The following is a 19,260-nucleotide window of genomic DNA, read 5'->3' as shown; positions in this document are numbered from 1 at the left end:
CATATCGACAGGACGCCATCGACGCCGCTTGGCGTCGCCGCGCAGGAGAGACGTTGATGACCGACCTGTCGTCCTCGATGAGCGATCTGGCTCCGTTTCTGGCCCCCGCCCCGCGCCCGCACGACAAGCCGCTCGGTTTCTTCGCCTTCCTTCTGACGGCCTCGCGCAACCCGATCGAGCTTTGGGGAGAGAGCGCCTTTCGCGAGCCGGTGCTGCGCAACGACTGGCTGAAGACGCCCACCATCGTCGTCAACGATCCCACGCTCATCCGCCGCACGCTGGTGGAGAATGCCGCCAATTACGTCATGCAGCCGCTGCGCCAGCGCGTCCTGAAGCCGCTCCTTCGCGACGGGCTGCTGACGGCCGAGGGCGATCTGTGGAAGCGCACGCGCAAGGCCATGGCCCCGGTCTTCGCCCCGCGCAACGTGGCGGGTCTCGCCCGCGTCATGGCCGACCGCTCGCAGAACTTTGCCGATGGGCTGGCGGGGCGCTCGGAGGGCGTTCTCGACATCTCGCACGAGATGACGCTCCTGACCTACGACATCCTCCAGGCGACGCTGTTTTCCGACGACATCACCGGCGAGCCGACCGAATTCGCTCGCGCCATGGACGTCTTCATGGCGCATATGGGCCGGGTCGATCCGCTGGATATTCTGGATGCGCCGAGCTTCCTGCCGCGCATCGGCCATTGGCGCGGACGCTCGGCAGCACGCTATTTCCGCAAGCTCATTTCCGACACGGCCGAGCGCCGCCGCCGGCAGATGGCGAGCGATCCTGGCAGCGCGCCGCGCGATCTCCTGACCTCGCTTCTCGAATGCGAGGGGCTGTCGCCTTCCGAGGTCGAGGACAATCTCATCACCTTCATCGGCGCGGGACACGAGACCACCGCCCGCGCGCTCGGCTGGACGCTCTATCTTCTGTCGCAAGCCCCCGCCGAACGCGAGAAGGTGGAGCGCGAGTTGGACACGCTCCTGCCCGGCCTGCCCAATCCGCTCGACTGGCTGGAGGCCCTGCCGCAGACGCGCGCCGCCTTCGAGGAGGCGATGCGCCTCTACCCACCCGCTCCCTCGCTGAACCGCATGGCCCTGGAGGACGACCGGGTGGGCGATCTCGACGTGCCGGCCGGGGCTTCGCTTCTGGTGATGCCCTGGCTCGTTCACCGGCATGAGCGTCTGTGGGAGCGGCCGGGCCATTTCCTGCCCGACCGGTTCCTGCCGGAAAACCGCGCCAAGCTCGACCGCTACCAGTACCTCCCCTTCGGCGTCGGCCCGCGCGTGTGCATCGGCGCGTCCTTCGCCATGCAGGAAGGCGTGATCGCGCTGGCGAGCCTCATGCGCGATCTGCGCTTCGACTATGTCGGAACCCGCGCGCCTCATCCCGTGCAGAAGATCACGGTGCAGCCGCGCGGCGGATTGCCGATGCGGGTGTCCCGCCGCGCGGGCTGAGGGCGCGTCAGGGGGCCGTGACGACGCCCTGGCTCGGCGCGTCGGGCCTCTCGTTGACCAGCGTCCGGTTGGCTTCCGGCGCGTCGTCCGCGCCGAGATAGCGCGACGGGTCGCTGTTGCCCGGCACGATGCGCTGGATAGCGCGCGGCTCGCCGTCGGCGCCGAAGCGCTCGAGGAAGATGCGCCGGATCGCCTGTGCCGTGCGGCGCTGCGCCTCCGTGGTCGCGCCTTCCTTCACGACACCACGAAACACGATGACCTGCGTATCCGCCGTCAGTTGGTCCAGAAAGGCGACGGGTTCGGACAATTGCTCCTCGCCCGCGCTTTGGGGCCAAGCAGAGATCAGCGCCTCATGCGCGGCCTCGAAAGGCACCTGACGCGGAACCGTGATTTGCCACGCCAGAAGCCGGGACGCCGCGCGCGAGTGATTGCGCATCCAGACGTTCCAGAGCGTGGAATTGGGCGCGAAGACGAAGAGCCCGTCGAAGGTTTCCAGATGGCAGGTGAAGAGGCCGATCTCATGCACCCTTCCGGCGAAATTCTGCGTCTCGATATAGTCGCCGACGCGGAACGGGCGCAGCCAAAGCAGCATGATGCCGGCCGCGATATTGGTGAGCGTGCCTTGCAGGGCGAGACCGACGGCGAGGCCGGCGGCGCCGAGCACGGCCAGCAGCGAGGTCATCTGCACGCCGATCTGCCCGAGCGCGATGATCAGCGCCATGACGATCACGACATAGCGCACCATGGCCACCAGCGGCCCGCGCACGGTCTCGTCGATGCGCGACAGGCCGAAGGCCCGGCCCACCAGCGCCGCCAGCCGGCCCGCAATGAAGAAGCCGATCACCATGACGAGGATGGCGACGAGAAGATTGGGCAGGAAGGTCGCGGCCTGGGCGGCGAGCGTACGCAGGAAGGTCTGCGAGGATTCGATCGTATCTTGAAGCGGCATGGGGGCCTTGCGGTTGGCGGTCGCGAGGAATGCGGCGCGCCTGATCCATGAGCATGGCCCGATGAAGGGAGGACGCCGCGCGAGTCCTTTCCAAGAAAGGACAGACCGGCCGAAAGAAAAGGGGCCGCGCGGTGAAGCGGCGGCCCCTTGGAGGGTTCGAGCGGAGGAAAGCGCCTCAGATCGAGGGCGCGCCCTTCGGCTTTTCCTTGGGCTCGTCCTCGGCGACCAGACCGTCGAACAGGGCGGTGGAGAGATAGCGCTCGGCAAAGGAGGGGATGATCACGACAAGGTTCTTGCCCGCGTTCTCCTCGCGCGCGCCGACCTTGGCTGCCGCCGCCAGCGCCGCGCCCGACGAAATGCCGACCGGCACGCCTTCCAGCCGCGCCACGAGGCGGGCCGTCTCGAAGGCTTCGTCGTTGGAGATGGCGACCACCTCGTCATAGATTTCGCGGTCAAGAATGGCCGGGGCGAAGCCCGCGCCGATGCCCTGGATCTTGTGCGGCCCCGGCGCGCCGCCCGACAGGACGGGCGAATTCTCCGGCTCGACGGCCACGACCTGAAGCCCCGGATTGCGGCTCTTCAACACCTGCCCGACGCCCGTGATCGTGCCGCCCGTGCCGATGCCGGCGACGAAGAGATCGACCCGGCCGGCCGTGTCGTTCCAGATTTCCTCGGCCGTGGTGACGCGGTGGATCTGCGGGTTGGCCGGGTTCTCGAACTGCTGCGGGATCACGGAATTGGGGATTTCGGCCTTCAGCTCCTCGGCCTTGGCAATCGCCCCCTTCATGCCCTTGGCGCCCTCGGTCAGCACGAGTTCGGCCCCCAGAAGCCGCAGCATCTTGCGCCGCTCGATCGACATGGTCTCTGGCATGGTCAGGATCAGCTGATAGCCCTTGGCGGCCGCCGCGAAGGCGAGCGCGATGCCCGTATTGCCGGAGGTCGGCTCGATCAGGGTGTTGCGGCCGGGCCGGATCGTGCCTTCGGCCTCCAGCGCCTCGAGCATGGCGACGCCGATCCGGTCCTTCACCGAGGCGATCGGGTTGAAGAATTCGAGCTTGGCGAGGATCTTGGCCTTCACGCCCTTTTCGTGCGCGAACTTGTCGAGCCGCACCAGCGGCGTGTCGCCGATCGTATCGATGATGGAATCGTAGATGCGGCCCCGGCCATGGGTGCGGGCGGTCTGGTTGTTGGCGGGCGTGTCCATGACGGCGTGTCCTTCTGCCTTGGGCTTTATCGGGCCGCGCCTCGCGGGCGCGCTCAGGATCAATCTAGCGCGGAAGAGGGTCGTCTGGCGAACCCTCCCCACCCCGTTCCGGGGGCAGCGCGGCAAATTCATGCGCGGAACCATCAAGTCGTTGGAAATAAATTTCCTCTAGAATGAAAAACGCCGACGCGTAGGCGACATGGCGAAGTGCGCCGCCTTTAAGTCAAAACCTTCGCCCAGCATTCAGAAAGTCCTGCGAAAACAAGGGCACACTGACGGCAACCCACCCTTTCGCCGGATCGCCATGCCCATCCAAACGCTCGAATCGCTCCGGATGCTTTGTCTGGAACTCCTCGGACTGACCCTCACCATGGCCGGGGTCGTCGTGATCGCGACCTACTGGTATTTCGGCAGTTTCGCTCTTCCCGCCGCGCAAGGCGCGCTGGGCTTCACGCTTCTGATGCTGTTCGTCTCGGCGCTACCGCTGCAACTCTACGCGGCCACCCGCATCGTGGCGCTGCGCCGGCGCAACAAGCAACTGTTCCACATCGCCACGCGCGACGGCCTGACCAAGGTTCTGAACCGCGCCGCCTTCCAGAAATCGGTGGAACTGCGCATCGGCCCCGACAGCCGCCGCCGCGCCGAAGACGACGTGCCCCACACGCTGCTGGTTCTCGACGCCGACCATTTCAAGCGCATCAACGACCGCCTGGGCCATGGCACCGGCGACGAGGCGCTGTCCCTCATAGCCGCCACGCTGCGCATGAACGTGCGCAAGGACGATCTCGTCGGCCGGCTGGGCGGCGAGGAATTCGCCGTTCTCCTGCGCAATGCGGGCTACGAGGAAGCGATGATCGTCGCCGAGCGCCTGCGCTCGCGCATCAACATGCTGGAGGTCGGCCCGCGCCACCAGCGAACCCGGCTCTCCGTCTCGCTCGGCGGCATCTCGTTCAAGACCAAGGTCAGCTTCGAGGCGGCGTACAAGATCGCCGACACCAATCTCTACAAAGCTAAAACCTCAGGCCGAAACCGAGTCACCCTCTCCCAACTCGGCACCCTGCGCAGCGTCGGCGGGACGCATCACCAGATCGAGGCCAAGGCGCGGCGGGCCTGAGACGCCATCCCATCGGGGGAAGGCTGACCGTCGTCGCCTCCCGCATTCTGCCTGCGCTCGGGGGCTGGACAGGACCGGCCCCTCAGCGGGAACGAGCCTTGAGGCTCGCAAGCCTTAAAGCTCGGGACAGGGCGCAAGCGTCAGACCTTGCGCACCAAGCTCCAGATCGCCGCACCGCCGAGAATGAGGGCCGCGCTGCGGTTGAGGCGCGCGAGAATGGCGGGGCGGCGCAGGACATGGCGCGCCTTGGCGGCGAGCGCGGCATAGGGCGTCATGACCAGAAGCAGCACCAGCGTCGTCAGCGCCGCCAGAACGGCATAGTCGCCGACGGACACATGGCTGATATCCACCAGCGTCGGCAGAAGCGCGAGATAGAAGACGATGGTCTTGGGGTTGGCGAGCGTGACCGTCAGCCCGGCGATGAAACTGCCGAGCGGGCGCTCCTTCGCCATGGCCTCGACCTCGGCCGCGTTGCCGGCCGCGCGCCAAAGCTTCCAGGCAAGCCAGCCGAGATAAAGCGCCGCGACGACGCGCACCACGATGAAGACCTCGCCCAGCGCTTCGGCCACCAGCGCGAGGCCGAAGACGGCGGCGGTGAGAAAGGTGAGATCGCCCAGAATCAGCCCGAGCGTGAAGCCCATGGCCTGCCGGAAGCCCGCGCCGAGCGCGCGGGCGACGAGCGCCACCACGCCAGGGCCGGGAATGGCGGCGGCGAGCGCCAGGGTCAGCGCATAGGCGAGAAAACCGGCGGCGCTCATGCGCGCCCCGTGGAGCCGAAGCCGCCCGCTCCGCGCGCCGTTTCGCCGACGCTCTCGACCTCTGCGAAGCGCGCTTGGAGCGCGGGCGCGACGACGAGCTGCGCGATGCGCTCGCCGCGCGTCACCGTGAACGGTTCGGCGCTCAAGTTGACGAGGATCGCCATGACCTCGCCGCGATAGTCGCAATCCACCGTGCCGGGGGCGTTCAGCACCGTCACGCCATGGCGCGCGGCGAGCCCCGAGCGCGGGCGAACCTGGATCTCGAAGCCTTCGGGGATATCGAACACGAGACCGCTCGGCACCAGCGCCCGGCCGAGCGGCGGGATGGTCAGATCCTCGCTCACGGCGGCGCGAAGATCCGCCCCGGCCGCACCCGCGCTGGCATAGGCGGGAAGCTCCAGCCCTTCGGCATGGGGCAGGCGGCGAATGCCGATGGTCGGGCCCTTGGTCACGAGGCGCTCTCCAGTTCCAGAAGCCGTCGTCCTATCTCGGCCGCCAGCCGGTCGGCAACATCCTCCTTGGGCAGATCGGGCCATTCCTCGACCCCGGCGCGGGACACGAGCTTCACGGCGTTGCGCGCGCCGCCCATGACGACGCCGCCCGACACGTCATTGGCGACGATGAGATCGGCCCCCTTGGCCTCCAGCTTTCGGGCGGCGTTGGCGAGAAGATCGTTGGTCTCGGCCGCAAAGCCGACCACGAGGCGCGGGCGACGGGGGCCTGTGCCAAGCGTGCGCAGGATGTCCGGGTTTTCCACGAGCGGCAGGGTCGGCGGCCCCTCCCCCGCGCGCTTCTTGATCTTCTCGCCCGCCTCGCTCGCCACGCGCCAGTCCGCCACGGCCGCGACGAAGACGGCGGCATCCGCCGGCAGTGCCGCGTCCACGGCCGCCAGCATCTCGCGTGCCGTCTCGACATGGACCGTGCTGACACCCACGGGGTCGGGCAGCGTGACGGGGCCGGAGATGAGCGTCACGGTCGCGCCGAGCCGCGCGAGGCTGGCCGCGATCGCATGGCCCTGCCGCCCAGACGAGCGATTGGCGATATAGCGCACGGGGTCGATCGGCTCATGCGTCGGGCCGGAGGTGACGAGAATATGCCGCCCCGCGAGCGGGCGATCTGGAGGCGAGAGAATTCGTTCGGCCGCCGCCACGATCTCCAGCGGCTCGGCCATGCGCCCCTCGCCCGCCTCGCCGCTTTCGGCCATCTCGCCCTTGTTCGGACCGACCGTACAGAGCCCGTCGCCCTGGAGGGTCGCGAGGCTGCGGCGCGTCGCCGGATGCGCCCACATGGCCGGGTTCATGGCGGGAGCGATGAGCACGGGGGCGACCGTGGCGAGAAGAATGGCCCCGGCCAGATCGTCCCCGATCCCGGCCGCCATCTTGCCCATGCGCGTGGCGCTGGCAGGGGCGAGGATCACGAGATCGGCCGAGCGCGCGAGGCGGATATGGCCGACATCGTGCTCGTCGTCTCGGCTGAAGAGATCGCCATAGACCTTGGTGCCCGCCAGCGCGCCGAGCGACAGGGGCGTGACGAATTCCGCCGCCGCCTTCGTCATGACAGGCGTCACCTTCGCGCCCCGCTCGCGCAGGCGGCGCACCAGGTCGAGGCACTTATAGGCCGCGATGCCGCCGCCGACGATGAGAAGGATGCGCTTGTCGGCGAGGGTCATGGCGGGCTCGGAAGGGCGGAGCGGAGATCGGTGTGGACGAAGTCGTCGCCCTTGAAGAGCAGCGGCGCGTCAAGCGCGCGGGCGAGGGCATAGGAGAAGCAGTCGCCGAAGTTCAGTTTGGCGGGATGGCCGGAGCCTCGGCCGAAGCGCCGATGGGCGTCCATGGCGATGTCCATCTGCCTTTGATCGAAGGGATAAAAGGCCACCCGCATCTCGGACAGAAGCCCCTCGACGAGGTGCATTCCCCGTTGGGTCCATTTCGCATGGGCTACTATGGTCAGTTCCAGTCGAGTGCCGGTGGACATGACCAGATCGTCATGGGTTCCGGCCACGCGGGCGAACAAGGGCGCTTCCGGCTCCGCCGCCAGGATCGCCACAACAGCCGACGTATCGACCACGATCACTCCGTACCGTCCGAAAGCGCGTCCGAAAAGGCCTTCAAATCGAAGGATGGCAAAGGGGGCTGGCCGAAGCTGAGGATGCGTGCGATCCGCGCTTCGCGTTCGCCATCGCTTTCCGGCAGGGGCAAAGCCTCCCGCGCCGCCTGCCGCAGGATGTCACGCACTTCGCTTTCCATGGAGACGCCACGTCGGGCCGCGCGCAGTCGCAGCGCGGCCTTCACGTCATCCTCGATATTGCGAACCGTCAAACTGCCCATCGCGACCTCCATCTCGCCCGGACGATAGAACCGGGACGAGATGATAGCAATGCAATCACGCTACCCGAAGGTCAGCTGCCAAGCGATCACCACCAGCGCGATGGCCGAGGCGATCTGCGCGATATGGCTGATGATGAGGCCGGTGCGCGATTCCTTGGCAAGTTCCATCAGGTCGTCGTCGTTGATGTGAATGCCATTCTCGATGAGATCGGGCATGTTCTTGGCGAAGACCTCCAGGCCCGTCGCGAAATCCGGCAGGCGCTTGGCGATGCGGCCCAAAGCCTCCAGCCCTTCGCGCGCGTCACGCAGCTTCGCCGCCGGGCCGATTTCGGACAGAATATAGTCCGAGACGACGGGCTCGGCCGCCTCCCACATGTTGAAGCGCGGATCGTAGGAGCGCGCGACGCCTTCCACTACGACCATGGTCTTTTGAAGCAGCACGAGTTCGGGCCGCGTGTGCATGTCGAACAGCTCCGTCACCTCGAACAGGAGGGTCAGGAGATGGGCCATGGAAATGGTTTCGGCCGGCTGGCCGTGAATCGGCTCGCCGATGGCGCGCAGCGCCTGTGCGAAACTCAGGACATCCTGGTTGCGCGGCACATAGCCGGCCTCGAAATGCACTTCGGCCACGCGGCGGTAATCGCGCCGGATGAAGCCGTAGAGGATTTCGGCGAGGAAACGACGCGAGTCGGCGGCCAGCCGGCCGACAATGCCGAGATCCACCGCGACGATGGTGCCATCAGGCGCGATGAAGAGATTGCCCGGATGCATGTCGGCATGGAAGAAGCCGTCGCGCATCGAGTGCCGCAGGAAGGACTGGATGAGGTTGACGCCGAGCTGCGGCAGGTCGTGGCCGGCGGCGCGCACGGCCTCGACATTGTTCATCTTGATGCCGTCCACCCATTCCATGGTGAGGACGTCGCGGCCCGTGCGCTCCCAGTCGATGCCCGGCACGCGAAAGCCGGGATCGTCCTTGATGTTGTCCGCCATTTCGGACGAGGCCGCCGCTTCCAGCCGTAGATCCATCTCGATGCGGGTGGACTGGGCGAGCGTCTGCACCACGGCGACGGGCCGCAGGCGGCGCGTCGATCGCACCACGGTTTCCAAAACTTTCGCGATGAAGGCGAAGGCTTCCAGCTCGCGCAGGAAGCGCTGGCGCACGCCCGGCCGGATGACCTTGACCGCGACGAAGCGCTCTTCGCCATCGCGCGTTCGCACCCGCGCCTTGTGGACCTGCGCGATGGAGGCCGCGCCCACGACTTCGCCGAATTCGAGGAAGAGATCGTCGATGCGCCGGCCGAGCGTCACCTCGATCGTCTCGATCGCGACCTCACGCGGATAGGGCGGCACCTTGTCCTGCAGGTGGCTGAGCTCGACGGCGATCTGCGTGCCCACGATGTCGGGGCGCGTCGCCAGGAACTGGCCGAGCTTCACATAGGAGGGGCCGAGGCGGTTCAGCGCGGCCGACAGGCGGTCCTTACGGGCCGCCTTCTTGGCCGAGCGGCGCGCCAGAAGCCCGGCCGCCTTGTGGGCGAGCGCGGCCATGGGCGGCAGGCCCTCGGCCGGCAGCGCGGAGAAGACGCCCTCTCGGGCCATGATATAGACCGCCCGGACGAGGGCGATCGTGCCGGTGACGGGATTGGCCACGGGCTCTTAAAGCTTCCAGCCGGAATGGATGGCCGCGATGCCGCCCGTCAGATTGCGATAGGTCACGCGGTCGAACCCGGCCTTGCGGATGGCGCTCGCGAAATTCACCTGATTGGGGAAGCGGCGGATGGATTCCACCAGATACTCGTAGGAGTCGCGATCCTTGGCCACCGCCTGCCCGATGGCGGGAATGGCCTTGAAGCTCCAGAGATCGTAGATCTTGTCGAGGACGGGAAGCTCGACTTCCGAGAATTCGAGGCACAGGAAGCGCCCGCCCGGCTTCAAGACGCGGTAGGCTTCCGACAGAGCCAGATCGATGCGCGGCACGTTGCGGATGCCGAAGGCGATCGTATAGGCGTCGAAGCTCTCCGCCGGCAGCTTCAGGTCTTCGGCATTGCCTTCCACGAAGAGAAGATGCTCGTCGAGCCCCTTCTTGCGGGCGCGCTCGGCGCCCACCGCCAGCATCGAGCCGTTGATGTCGAGCACCGTGCCTTCGGCCTGCCGGTTGGAAGCTTCCACGATGCGCATGGCGACGTCGCCCGTGCCACCCGCCACATCCAGAAAGCGCCAGCCCGGCCGCTTGGACGGGGCCACCATATTGACCAGCGCGTCCTTCCAGAGCCGGTGCATTCCGCCCGACATGAGGTCGTTCATGATGTCGTAGCGCTCGGCCACGCGGTGGAACACCTCGTTGACGCGCGCCTGCTTCTCGTCCCGGCCGGAAACGGTCTCGAATCCGTAGGAGGTTTCCATGCTTTCCGCGGAACCGACTCGGGATTCAGACATCGTTCACCTCGTGCGTTGGACCTGGGCCGAAGCCGGCCTATAGGTGTGAGCGGCCAGCAGGCCGTCCAGTGTGTGCCGGTCTTAAACCAAGCGAACCGATAGCGCCATCGGCGCGGCGGCCGCCTGGAGGCTGTTCCTCGCTGACCCGACACAGGACTTGGCCAAGGTCCATAACAGCCTCCAGGAGACAACAGGTAGGTGCCATGCCCGAATTGCCAGAGGTGGAGACGGTTCGCCGGGGACTTCAGCCCGTGATGGAGGGCGCGCGGGTGGAGCGCGTGGAACTGCGCCGGCCGGACCTGCGCTTTCCGCTCCCTGAGCGCTTCGCCGAGCGCGTGGAAGGGCGGCGCGTCGAGGCCCTGTCGCGCCGGGCGAAATATCTCCTGGCCGATCTCGAAGGCGATCTCGTGCTCGCCATGCATCTGGGCATGTCCGGCTCCTTCCGCATCGAGACGGCGGGCGGCGAGGCGGCCGAGCCCGTGGCGGGTGCGGCCTTTCACCTCGCCCGCTCGGAAGACAAGCTGCACGATCACGTGCTCTTCCATATCCAGCGACCGGACGGCACGCCCGCGCGCATCGTCTTCAACGATCCCAGACGCTTCGGCTACATGACGCTGTTTCCGCGCGCGGAGATGGCCGACCATCCGCATTTTCGCGCACTCGGTCTGGAGCCGACCGGCAACACCCTGTCGGGCGACGATCTCGCGCCCCGCTTTCGCGGCAAGGCCGCGCCGCTGAAGGCCGCGCTTCTCGATCAGACCATCATCGCCGGGCTTGGCAATATCTATGTCTGCGAAGCGCTTTGGCGCGCGCGCCTGTCGCCCCGGCGCGAGGCGGGCTCGCTGGTGAAGAAGGACGGCACGGCGACGCAGCGCCTCGACACGCTCGCCCTTCACATTCGCGAGACCATCGCGGACGCGATCGAGGCCGGCGGCTCGACCTTGCGCGACTATCGGCAGGCCGATGGAAGCCTCGGCTACTTCCAGCACCGCTTCAACGTCTACGACCGCGAAGGCGAGCCCTGCCGCCATGAGAGCTGCCGGGGCGTGGTGCAACGGATCGTCCAGTCGGGCCGTTCGACCTTCTTCTGCCCGGTCTGCCAGCGCTGAGCGGGCATGTGGCCATCTCGGGGTTGAACCCCGGGTCGCCCTGTCGCGCCCCCTGTGCGACGCCTCCCGGCGGCCTACGATCCCCCAATAGCGAACAGATACGAGGCGAGAGATTGGACGAGACCCGAACGCGCGCCCCGGAGGCACGGAACTCAGTCGGTGGGGCCGCAGCCCTCTCGGTGCGCAGCCTGTCGAAATCCGTGGGCGCGGATCGTCAACTCTTTTCCGGGCTGGACCTCGATGTGAAGGCCGGCGAACTCGTCGCGATCGTCGGCGAGTCGGGTGTCGGCAAATCGACGCTTCTCAATATCCTCGCCGGGCTGGACGAGCCGGATGCCGGCGAGGTGCGGATCGAGACCACCGCGCTCGGCGCGCTGGACGAGACGGCGCGCACCAAGCTGCGGCGCGAGCGCATCGGCTTCGTGTTCCAGGCCTTTCACATCCTGCCCTATCTGACGCTGCGCCAGAACGTCGCCCTGCCGCTGGCCCTCGTTTCGAATGAGCGCGCCACCTTGTCGAACCGGGCCGACGCCATGCTGGAGGCGGTCGGGCTGGGCTCGCGCGGCGGCGATTATGCGCGAGACCTGTCGGGCGGCGAGATGCAGCGCGTCGCCATCGCCCGCGCCCTGATCCACCAGCCCGCCCTGATCCTCGCCGACGAGCCGACCGGCAATCTCGACCCCGAAACGGCCGGGCGCATTCTCGCGCTCTTTGCCGAGCGCGTGCGCGCAGGGGGCGGACAGACCCGGCGCTCGGCCGCCGTGATCGTCACCCATAGCCGCGCGACGGCCGAAATCGCGGATCGGGTTCTGGTGCTGACGCGCACCGGCCTCAGGCCATCGGCATGAGCGGCGTGCGCTCCGACCTTGTGGAAGCCCGGCTGGCGCTGGGTTGGCTCATCGGGGGCGAATGGCGCGCCCATCCCGCCCGCTTTCTGGCCACCGCCCTGGCCATTGCGGTCGGCGTCGCCTTGGGTTTTGCGGTCCATCTCGTCAACGGTTCGGCGCTCAGCGCCTTCGGCGGCGCGGTGCGGGCCGTGGGCGGGGCAGCCGATCTCTCCATCCGCGCCTCGGCCCCGCTCGGCTTCGACGAGGCGCTCTACGGCGCGGCGGCGCGGGCGGAGGGCGTGCGGGATGCCAGCCCCGTCATCAGCCTCGACGCGCGCGGCGAGCGCGGGCGCATCACGCTTCTCGGCCTCGATGTGATCCGCGCGGCGCGCGTGACGCCCAGCCTGATCGGCCTCGCCCCGCGCGGGCCCGACACGACCAACAACGACGTGTTCGATCCCGACGCTCTTTTTCTCTCCCGCGCCGCGCAAGCCGCGCTGAATGTTCAACCCGGCGAGACGCTTCAGCTCACCGCCAATGGCCGGAGCGCGCGCTTTCGCGTCGCGGGCTCCCTGCCCGGCGTGCCGGACGGGCAGGCCATCGGCGTGATCGACATCGCGAGCGCGCAATGGCGCTTCGACCGGCTGGGCCGGCTCGATCGAATCGACCTGTCGCTGGCCGACCGCACGGCGGCCGAGAGCGCGCTGCGCCCGCTCCTGCCGGCCGGCACCACGCTCGCCAGCACCGAAACTGAGGAAGCGCAGGGCAGCGCCCTGTCGCGGGCGTACCGCGTCAATCTCGACATGCTGGCGCTGGTGGCGCTTCTGACAGGCGGCTTTCTCGTGTTTTCCGCGCAATCGCTCTCCGTCGCGCGGCGGCTGCGCGCCTTCGCGCTGGTGCGCACGCTCGGCCTGCCCCGGCGCGGCGTCGTGGCGGCCGTGGCGCTCGAAGGGCTGTTGATCGGTCTGATCGGCGCCTCCGCCGGGCTTCTCGCCGGCTATGGGCTGGCGAGCCTCGCGCTTCGCTGGTTCGGCGGCGATCTGGGCGCGGGCTATTTTCGCGGCGCGGCGGCGGGCATCGTGTTCCAGCCGCTGGCGGCGCTCGCCTTCTTCGCGCTCGGCCTCGTGGCGGCGCTGGCCGGCAGCATCCTGCCGGCGCGCGCGGCCTCGCGCGCCGCGCCCGCCGCCGCGCTGAAGAACAGTGGCGATCTTCTCGACCCGCGCAAGCCCGTGCCCTGGAAGCCGGCGCTGATCTTGCTTCTGGCGGGCGCTGGCGCGGCGCTCCTGCCGGCCGTCGCCAACCTGCCCGTCTTCGGCTTTGTCGGCATGGCCCTGATGCTGGCGGGAGGCGTCGCCGGCGTGCCCTTCCTGTCGCGCCAGCTTCTTCTGCCGCTTGTCCGGCGCGACGGCGGCTCCGTGCCCGGCCAACTCGCCACGCGCCACCTCCACGGCGCGCCAGGCCAAGCGGCCACGGCCCTGTGCGGCATCGTCGCCTCGACGGCGCTGATGATCGCCATGGCCACCATGGTGACGAGCTTTCGCGGCGCGGTGGACGAATGGCTGGGGCAGGTTCTCTCGGCCGATCTTTACCTGCGCGCGCAGGCGAGCGCGGGCTTCGACCCGCCGACGCGCGATGCGCTTCTCTCCGTGCCCGGCGTCGGCACCATCGCCTTCAGCCGGCAGTTCCCCCTCGTGATCGAGGCCGACCGACCGCCCGTCACGCTGATCGCCCGGCCGGTGAACCCGGCGCGGCCGGACGGACTGTTGACGCTTCTCGGCGAGCCAGTCCAGCCGAAGCCAGGCACGATCTCCGCCTATGTCTCCGAGCCGGCATCGCGTCTCTATGGCTGGAAGCCGGGCGACACGATTTCGCTGCCCATCGGCCGGGGCACGGAGCGCTTCACCGTCGCCGGCATCTGGCGCGACTATGCCAGGCAGGCAGGCGCCGTGATCCTGCCCGAAGCGGATTATGAGGCGCTGACGGGCGATCAGGGCCGCGACGAGGCCATGGTGACGCTCGCGCCCGGCGCGGACGAGCGCGCGGTGCAGGCCGCCCTGATCGCCGCCCTGCCCGAGGCGGTGCGCGGCGCGGTGGATGTCTCGCGCCCGGCCGAGCTACGCCGCTTCGCGCTCGAGCTTTTCGACCGCTCCTTCGCTGTCACCTATGTTCTGGAAGGCGTTGCCATTCTCGTCGGCTTGGCGGGCGTCGCCGCCACCGTTTCGGCGCAGACGCTGGCGCGCTCGCGCGAGTTCGGCATGCTCCGCCATCTCGGCCTCACCAAGGGCCAGATCCTCTCCATGCTGGCGCGCGAAGGCGCGCTGCTCGGGCTTGTCGGCGGCATTGCCGGCGTGCTGCTCGGCCTCGCGCTGGCGCAGGTTCTGATCCATGTCATCAACCCGCAATCCTTCAACTGGACCATGACGACACGTCTGCCCATCGGCACGATCCCGGCCGTGGTGGCCGCCCTGGTGCTGGCGGCGGCGGGCACGGCGCTTCTCGCCGGACGGCGGGCGACGCATCGAAGCGCGGTTCTGGCCGTGCGGGAGGATTGGTGATGCAACGGTTTCTCGCCTGTTTCCTCGCGCTCGCGACCCTCACGGCTCCGCTCCGCGCGGCCGAGATCGCCTATCCGCCCGTCGTGCCCGGCGCGGCGCTCGCCTTCCCGCGCGACCATGGCGCCCATCCCGATTTCCGCACGGAATGGTGGTATGTGACCGGCTGGCTGAAGACGGCGGAGGGCCGCGACCTCGGCTTCCAGGTGACGTTCTTCCGCACGCGGCCCCAAGTGGACCCGGCCAATCCCAGCCGATTTGCGCCGACGCAAGTGCTCTTCGCCCATGCCGGCCTGTCCGACCCCGCGCTCGGCCACCTTCTCCACGGCGAACGCGCCGCGCGCGCCGGCTTCGGCCTTGCGGAGGCGGCGGAAGCCGATGCCGACGTGACGCTTCAGGACTGGCGCTTCCAGCGCGAGGCGGACGGGCGCTTCACGACAGAGGTCTCGACGGGCGAGTTCGCCCTCGACCTCGCCTTCCAGCCGACGCAGCCGATCCTGCTTCAGGGCAAGGAAGGCTACAGCCAGAAGGGGCCGAACCCCCAGGAGGCCAGCTACTACTATTCCATTCCGCATCTCACCGTTTCCGGCACGGTCACGCGCGAGGGCAAGAGCGAGACGGTGACGGGCGAGGCCTGGCTCGACCGCGAATGGTCGTCCACGCTTTTATCCGTCGAGGCGTCCGGCTGGGATTGGACGGGGCTCAATCTCGACGATGGCGGCGCACTCGTCGCCTTCCGCATTCGCGGGCGGGACGGCGGCACGATCTATGCCGGCGGTTCCTATCGCCGCGCGGACGGCTCGATCACGCGCCTCCGGCCAGAAGACGTAAGCCTGGAGCCGCTCCAAACCTGGCGCTCGCCGCGCACCGATGCGGTCTATCCCGTGGAGCAGCGCCTGACCCTGCGCCTGCCCGAGGGCGAACGGAGCTTTCACCTGAAACCGCTCTTTCCCGATCAGGAACTCGACGGGCGCTCGGGCGGATTGCCGGTCTATTGGGAAGGCGCGGTCTCGGCCCCCGGCGCGCGCGGCTATCTCGAACTCACCGGCTACGCCTCGCCGCTGCGCCTATAGGCCGCCTCGAACTCGGCGGTCAGTTCCTCCTCCCGCGTCTCGTAGCGGGGCGAGAAATGATGCGGCACGGCGCGCCGCGCGCCGGCCTCGCGCGCGAGGCTGCCGGCCTGCGCGGCGGTCAGATGCTGCCGGCCGTTGGCGATCTCGCGATCGGCGTCGAGAAAGCCGGCTTCGATGAAGAGCGTGTCGGCGTCCTGGGCAATAGTGCGGATGCGCCGGCGGTTGGCCTCGATCCATCCGGCATCGGTGACATAGGCGATGCGCTGGCCATCGGCCGTCTGCAGCGCGCCGGCCTGAACGAGGGTCTCCAGCGACAGCGTTTGCCCGTCCGGCCCCTCCACCGCCCCGCTCTCGCCGGCCCGCAACCTCTCCTTGGCGCGGGAAAGCCAGGGGCCAACGGCCAGCCCCATCTCGTCCAGTTGGACCTTGTGGACATTCACTCGCAGGCGCTCCTGCAAGGCGAAGGCGAGCGAGGGAATGCCATGGTCGAGTTCCACGGCTTCGACCACCAGCCCCGCCTCCTGCCAGACGAGACCGGTCGGCAGATCGGGCAGCGTGGACGCACGCCCCACAAAACCATCCCGCGCGCGAAACAGGGCAGTCGCGACGAAGCCGCCCTCGCGCCAGTCCAGCGCCTCCAGCGCGAAATCCGGCGAGGTGTCGCCGAGGAGGTTCCAGCGATAGGCCGCGAGCTTGTGCGCCACTGCCTCTCCCAAGCCCGGTGGCCCGACGAGACGGACAACGCCGGGCGTATTAAGCCGCAGGCGCAAGAGGCGATCGAAGCCGGCAAAGTGATCCATGTGGAGATGCGACACGAAGACATGCGTGATCCGGCCGACCTCGCGCGGCGACAGCGCGTGGATGTCTCCGAGATCGAACAACATCGCCCGCCGCCCGAAGGCGAAGTCGAGATAGAGCGTGGAGTCGCCCGAAGGTCCGTTCACGAGACGGGGCTGAACCAAAGCGACCATGGAGCCTTTTCCCTCTCGACCCCGGCGGCGCCCGCCGCCCGAAGCCTTACGAACCAATGGAGTTCATCATGGCCGAACGCCGGACCCTCGCCGGATTTGCCAGCGAAAGCGACGATGGCAGCTTCGTGATCCATATCGTGGATGACCGCGACGAAGTGTTCGAAATCCGCGCCAGCCGCGAGAATGTGGAACTCATGGTCGCCAATCTCCAGGCGGTTCTGGGCGGCAGCTCGGGCGAAGCGAACCACGCCAAGGGCTGATATTCGACTAAACGAACCTTTCGCGCGCGATGGAACTCTTTTGTCGATGGCTTGGTTAGCCGCCCATGTTCCAGACTCCCAGAAGGGCCTCGCCATGACCAACGCCCCCATTCGCTATTCGCCCGATGTGGAAGACATTCAGCCGGACGAAGCGGAGACCGCTCAGGGTCTGAACGAGACCTTCGATACGATCCTCGAAACCACGGCGCATGATTATGGCCACGCCGTGCGCTCGGTTCATGCCAAGGCGCATGGCATTCTGGAAGCGACGCTGCGCGTCCATGACGGCCTGCCGCCGGAACTCGCGCAAGGGCTCTTCGCCCAACCGGCCACGCACAAGGCCTATCTTCGGCTGTCCACCAATGCCGGCGACATCCTGCCCGACGCGATCTCGCTGCCGCGCGGTCTGGCCCTGAAAATTCTCGACGTCGAAGGCGAGCGCCTGCCCGGAGCCGAGGGCAAGACGCAGGATTTCATCATGGTCAACGGCCCGGTCTTCCAAGCCAAGACGGCCGACCAGTTTCTCGGCAATCTCAAGCTTCTGGCCAAGACGACCGACAAGCTGGAGGGCACGAAGACGGTGATGTCGTCCGTTCTGCGCGGCGTCAACAAGGCCTTGGAAGCGGTCGGCGTCGAAAGCCCGGCGATCCAGTCGCTCGGCGGCGCGCCCAATGTCGATCCGCTGGGGCAGACCTATTACAGCGTCACGCCGTTCCTTTATGGAGATTATATCGCCAAGTTCAGCCTCGTGCCGGTCGCGCCCGACCTGACCGAGCTGGAGACCCGCGAGATCGACGCCTCCGGCCGGCCGGACGCCATCCGAGAAACCGTGCAGGCCGAGATGCGCGAGCGCATGGGCGTGTGGGAGCTGCGCGTTCAGCTCTGCCGCGATCTCGCCAAGCAGCCGGTGGAAGACCCGACCGTCGAATGGAAGGAAGACGAGGCCCCGTTCCAGACCGTCGCCACGCTCACGGCCGAGCCGCAGGACAGCTGGGACGAGGACCGCGTTCGCGCCGTGGACGAGGAAATGCGCTTCAGCGTCTGGACCGGCCTCGCCGCGCACCGCCCGCTCGGCAACATCAACCGCGCCCGCCGCACGGCCTATCAGCACTCCGCCGACTTCCGCGCCCGCTTCAACCGCTGCCCGCTGCACGAGCCGGCCGCCAAGGGTCTGGCGGCGGAGTAGGCGAGGCTCAGTTTCGGATGGGGCGCCGGACGATCCGGCGCCCCATCGTCGGTTCGGCCGTTACAACTCGCCGAAGGTCACGTCGCTCGCTGTCAGGCCCGTGTTGCCCAGGATGCGGATTTCGTCGCTGATCGAACCATCCGCACTGCTGACGACATAGGTGTCGCTCTGCCCCAGTTGCGAGAAGCGCGCGTCCCGCCCGTAGCCGACGAAGAGCAGCTTGTCTCCATAACCGGACATGCCGGACCAAGGGCGCTGGAAATCGAGAACCCAGTCGCCATTCGCTTCCCCGGCGGCAAAGCGGAACGTGTCGTTGCCAATGCCGCCCATCAGCATGTCGGCTCCCGCGCCGCCATCGATCAGGTTCGCCCCCATATTGCCGAAAATCCGGTTGGCCTGCGCATTGCCGGTTCCGTTGATGTCCGACATGCCGGTCAGCTGCAGATCCTCGACATTCTCGCCGAGCTTGAAGCTGACGGAGGAATGGACGAGATCGGTCCCACCCCCCGCCTTCTCGATCACGCGGTCGCCGAGATTGTCGACGTAATAGACGTCGTTTCCGGCGCCACCGTCCATCGTATCTGCGCCGAGCCCGCCGTCGAGAACATTGGCCCCCGAATTGCCGCCCATGATGTTGTTGAGTTCGTTTCCGGTAGCAGAGACATTCCCTTTGCCGACCATCTGAAGATGCTCGACATTCGCCGAGAGCTTGTAGTCGACCGAGGTGATAACGCGGTCGCGACTGCCCTCGCCGGCGGCCTCGATGACGACATCCAGCACCGAGTCCACGATGTAGTCGTCGTTGCCGAGCCCGCCGATCATCGTGTCGGCGCCGCCCCTGCCGTCGAGACTGTCATTGCCCGAGCCGCCCTGCAACTCGTCATTGCCGCCCGCGCCCGTCAGCTTGTCGTCGCCCGCGCCACCTTTGAGCACCCAGCCGTCCGAACTCGTTGCCGTCAGCTGGTCGTTACCATCCGTTCCCGTCAGCAGCTTGCCCGTTCCGTGCAGGAGGTCGGTGACGCGCATGTCGATCTGGCTCAGGCCGCCATCCG

19 protein-coding genes are annotated in these 19,260 nt (G+C 67.9%); 8 read left to right on the top strand and 11 right to left on the bottom strand.

All coding sequences use genetic code 11. The features are described from left to right. Positions 1-56: 56 nt before the first annotated feature. Positions 57-1,445, top strand: a complete 1,389-nt coding sequence (locus AUL28_RS02625) for a cytochrome P450 (RefSeq protein ID WP_082640216.1) — start codon at positions 57-59, stop codon at positions 1,443-1,445. A 7-nt stretch (positions 1,446-1,452) separates the two neighbouring features. Here AUL28_RS02625 and AUL28_RS02620 read toward each other — a convergent pair whose 3' ends face one another. After that, entirely contained in the window at positions 1,453-2,394 is a 942-nt protein-coding gene (locus AUL28_RS02620; protein WP_062230568.1) for a mechanosensitive ion channel family protein, read from the bottom strand. Between the two features lie 175 nt (positions 2,395-2,569). After that, the gene (gene cysK, locus AUL28_RS02615; RefSeq protein WP_058633263.1) at positions 2,570-3,598 is read right to left on the bottom strand and encodes a cysteine synthase A; all 1,029 of its coding nucleotides are present in this window, start codon (positions 3,596-3,598) and stop codon (positions 2,570-2,572) included. A 304-nt stretch (positions 3,599-3,902) separates the two neighbouring features. Here cysK and AUL28_RS02610 point away from each other — a divergent pair, with 304 nt between their 5' ends. After that, positions 3,903-4,712, top strand: coding sequence for a GGDEF domain-containing protein (locus AUL28_RS02610; protein ID WP_062221816.1), 810 nt, complete (start codon positions 3,903-3,905; stop codon positions 4,710-4,712). Between the two features lie 140 nt (positions 4,713-4,852). On the opposite strand, the gene AUL28_RS02605 is transcribed toward AUL28_RS02610, so the two are convergent. From AUL28_RS02605 to ubiE, 7 genes are read right to left on the bottom strand one after another with little or no spacing between them, the layout of a single operon-like run. After that, entirely contained in the window at positions 4,853-5,470 is a 618-nt protein-coding gene (locus AUL28_RS02605; protein ID WP_062221818.1) for a LysE family translocator, read from the bottom strand. Next, positions 5,467-5,922, bottom strand: a complete 456-nt coding sequence (gene dut / locus AUL28_RS02600) for a dUTP diphosphatase (RefSeq protein ID WP_062230567.1) — start codon at positions 5,920-5,922, stop codon at positions 5,467-5,469. The genes AUL28_RS02605 and dut overlap by 4 nt, the downstream gene beginning before the upstream one ends. After that, the gene (coaBC, locus tag AUL28_RS02595; protein ID WP_062230566.1) at positions 5,919-7,139 is read right to left on the bottom strand and encodes a bifunctional phosphopantothenoylcysteine decarboxylase/phosphopantothenate--cysteine ligase CoaBC; all 1,221 of its coding nucleotides are present in this window, start codon (positions 7,137-7,139) and stop codon (positions 5,919-5,921) included. The genes dut and coaBC overlap by 4 nt, the downstream gene beginning before the upstream one ends. Beyond that, complete coding sequence (locus tag AUL28_RS02590) at positions 7,136-7,537, bottom strand: type II toxin-antitoxin system VapC family toxin (RefSeq protein WP_244493391.1); 402 nt, start codon at positions 7,535-7,537, stop codon at positions 7,136-7,138. The genes coaBC and AUL28_RS02590 overlap by 4 nt, the downstream gene beginning before the upstream one ends. A 2-nt stretch (positions 7,538-7,539) precedes the next feature. Next, complete coding sequence (locus AUL28_RS02585; protein WP_058599151.1) at positions 7,540-7,797, bottom strand: FitA-like ribbon-helix-helix domain-containing protein; 258 nt, start codon at positions 7,795-7,797, stop codon at positions 7,540-7,542. A gap of 60 nt (positions 7,798-7,857) precedes the next feature. After that, complete coding sequence (gene ubiB / locus AUL28_RS02580; RefSeq protein WP_082640202.1) at positions 7,858-9,444, bottom strand: 2-polyprenylphenol 6-hydroxylase; 1,587 nt, start codon at positions 9,442-9,444, stop codon at positions 7,858-7,860. 6 nt (positions 9,445-9,450) lie between these two features. Beyond that, entirely contained in the window at positions 9,451-10,230 is a 780-nt protein-coding gene (ubiE, locus tag AUL28_RS02575) for a bifunctional demethylmenaquinone methyltransferase/2-methoxy-6-polyprenyl-1,4-benzoquinol methylase UbiE (RefSeq protein WP_058599150.1), read from the bottom strand. Between the two features lie 203 nt (positions 10,231-10,433). On the opposite strand from ubiE, the gene mutM reads away from it, so the two are divergent. From mutM to AUL28_RS02555, 4 genes are all read left to right on the top strand, one after another. After that, the gene (mutM, locus tag AUL28_RS02570; RefSeq protein WP_062230564.1) at positions 10,434-11,339 is read left to right on the top strand and encodes a bifunctional DNA-formamidopyrimidine glycosylase/DNA-(apurinic or apyrimidinic site) lyase; all 906 of its coding nucleotides are present in this window, start codon (positions 10,434-10,436) and stop codon (positions 11,337-11,339) included. A 113-nt stretch (positions 11,340-11,452) separates the two neighbouring features. Beyond that, positions 11,453-12,187, top strand: a complete 735-nt coding sequence (locus AUL28_RS02565; protein ID WP_062230563.1) for an ABC transporter ATP-binding protein — start codon at positions 11,453-11,455, stop codon at positions 12,185-12,187. Continuing rightward, on the top strand, positions 12,184-14,721 hold the full coding sequence (locus AUL28_RS02560; RefSeq protein ID WP_062230562.1) for an FtsX-like permease family protein: 2,538 nt from the start codon (positions 12,184-12,186) through the stop codon (positions 14,719-14,721). Before AUL28_RS02565 ends, AUL28_RS02560 begins: the two co-directional genes overlap by 4 nt. Further along, positions 14,721-15,791, top strand: a complete 1,071-nt coding sequence (locus tag AUL28_RS02555) for a lipocalin-like domain-containing protein (RefSeq protein WP_062230561.1) — start codon at positions 14,721-14,723, stop codon at positions 15,789-15,791. Before AUL28_RS02560 ends, AUL28_RS02555 begins: the two co-directional genes overlap by 1 nt. Here AUL28_RS02555 and AUL28_RS02550 read toward each other — a convergent pair. Beyond that, positions 15,767-16,762 (bottom strand): ribonuclease Z, encoded by a 996-nt coding sequence (locus AUL28_RS02550; protein ID WP_062230560.1) that lies wholly within the window; start codon positions 16,760-16,762, stop codon positions 15,767-15,769. The genes AUL28_RS02555 and AUL28_RS02550 overlap by 25 nt on opposite strands. Positions 16,763-16,830: 68 nt before the next feature. On the opposite strand from AUL28_RS02550, the gene AUL28_RS02545 reads away from it, so the two are divergent. Further along, a complete protein-coding gene (locus AUL28_RS02545) occupies positions 16,831-17,022 on the top strand; it encodes a hypothetical protein (protein WP_156419869.1) in 192 nt (63 codons plus the stop codon). Between the two features lie 94 nt (positions 17,023-17,116). Next, positions 17,117-18,208 (top strand): catalase family protein, encoded by a 1,092-nt coding sequence (locus tag AUL28_RS02540; RefSeq protein ID WP_062230558.1) that lies wholly within the window; start codon positions 17,117-17,119, stop codon positions 18,206-18,208. Between the two features lie 60 nt (positions 18,209-18,268). Here AUL28_RS02540 and AUL28_RS02535 read toward each other — a convergent pair. After that, positions 18,269-19,260 (bottom strand): calcium-binding protein (locus AUL28_RS02535; protein ID WP_280137260.1); only part of this gene is annotated, 992 nt, incomplete at its 5' end.

Origin of the sequence: Aureimonas sp. N4, from assembly GCF_001463925.1 — a bacterium.
Taxonomy (GTDB): Bacteria; Pseudomonadota; Alphaproteobacteria; order Rhizobiales; family Rhizobiaceae; genus Aureimonas; species Aureimonas ureilytica_A.
Note: the sequence above shows the minus strand (reverse complement) of the source record. Positions and strands in the feature narration are given on the sequence as shown.

Coding starts and splice junctions, on each gene's coding strand:
- AUL28_RS02550 (WP_062230560.1), bottom strand. CDS start 16,762: ATGGTCGCTTTGGTTCAGCCCCGTCTCGTGAACGGACCTTCGGGCGAC.
- AUL28_RS02620 (WP_062230568.1), bottom strand. CDS start 2,394: ATGCCGCTTCAAGATACGATCGAATCCTCGCAGACCTTCCTGCGTACG.
- AUL28_RS02560 (WP_062230562.1), top strand. CDS start 12,184: ATGAGCGGCGTGCGCTCCGACCTTGTGGAAGCCCGGCTGGCGCTGGGT.
- mutM (WP_062230564.1), top strand. CDS start 10,434: ATGCCCGAATTGCCAGAGGTGGAGACGGTTCGCCGGGGACTTCAGCCC.
- AUL28_RS02545 (WP_156419869.1), top strand. CDS start 16,831: ATGGCCGAACGCCGGACCCTCGCCGGATTTGCCAGCGAAAGCGACGAT.
- AUL28_RS02625 (WP_082640216.1), top strand. CDS start 57: ATGACCGACCTGTCGTCCTCGATGAGCGATCTGGCTCCGTTTCTGGCC.
- AUL28_RS02555 (WP_062230561.1), top strand. CDS start 14,721: ATGCAACGGTTTCTCGCCTGTTTCCTCGCGCTCGCGACCCTCACGGCT.
- cysK (WP_058633263.1), bottom strand. CDS start 3,598: ATGGACACGCCCGCCAACAACCAGACCGCCCGCACCCATGGCCGGGGC.
- AUL28_RS02540 (WP_062230558.1), top strand. CDS start 17,117: ATGACCAACGCCCCCATTCGCTATTCGCCCGATGTGGAAGACATTCAG.
- AUL28_RS02610 (WP_062221816.1), top strand. CDS start 3,903: ATGCCCATCCAAACGCTCGAATCGCTCCGGATGCTTTGTCTGGAACTC.
- ubiE (WP_058599150.1), bottom strand. CDS start 10,230: ATGTCTGAATCCCGAGTCGGTTCCGCGGAAAGCATGGAAACCTCCTAC.
- AUL28_RS02585 (WP_058599151.1), bottom strand. CDS start 7,797: ATGGGCAGTTTGACGGTTCGCAATATCGAGGATGACGTGAAGGCCGCG.
- AUL28_RS02605 (WP_062221818.1), bottom strand. CDS start 5,470: ATGAGCGCCGCCGGTTTTCTCGCCTATGCGCTGACCCTGGCGCTCGCC.
- coaBC (WP_062230566.1), bottom strand. CDS start 7,139: ATGACCCTCGCCGACAAGCGCATCCTTCTCATCGTCGGCGGCGGCATC.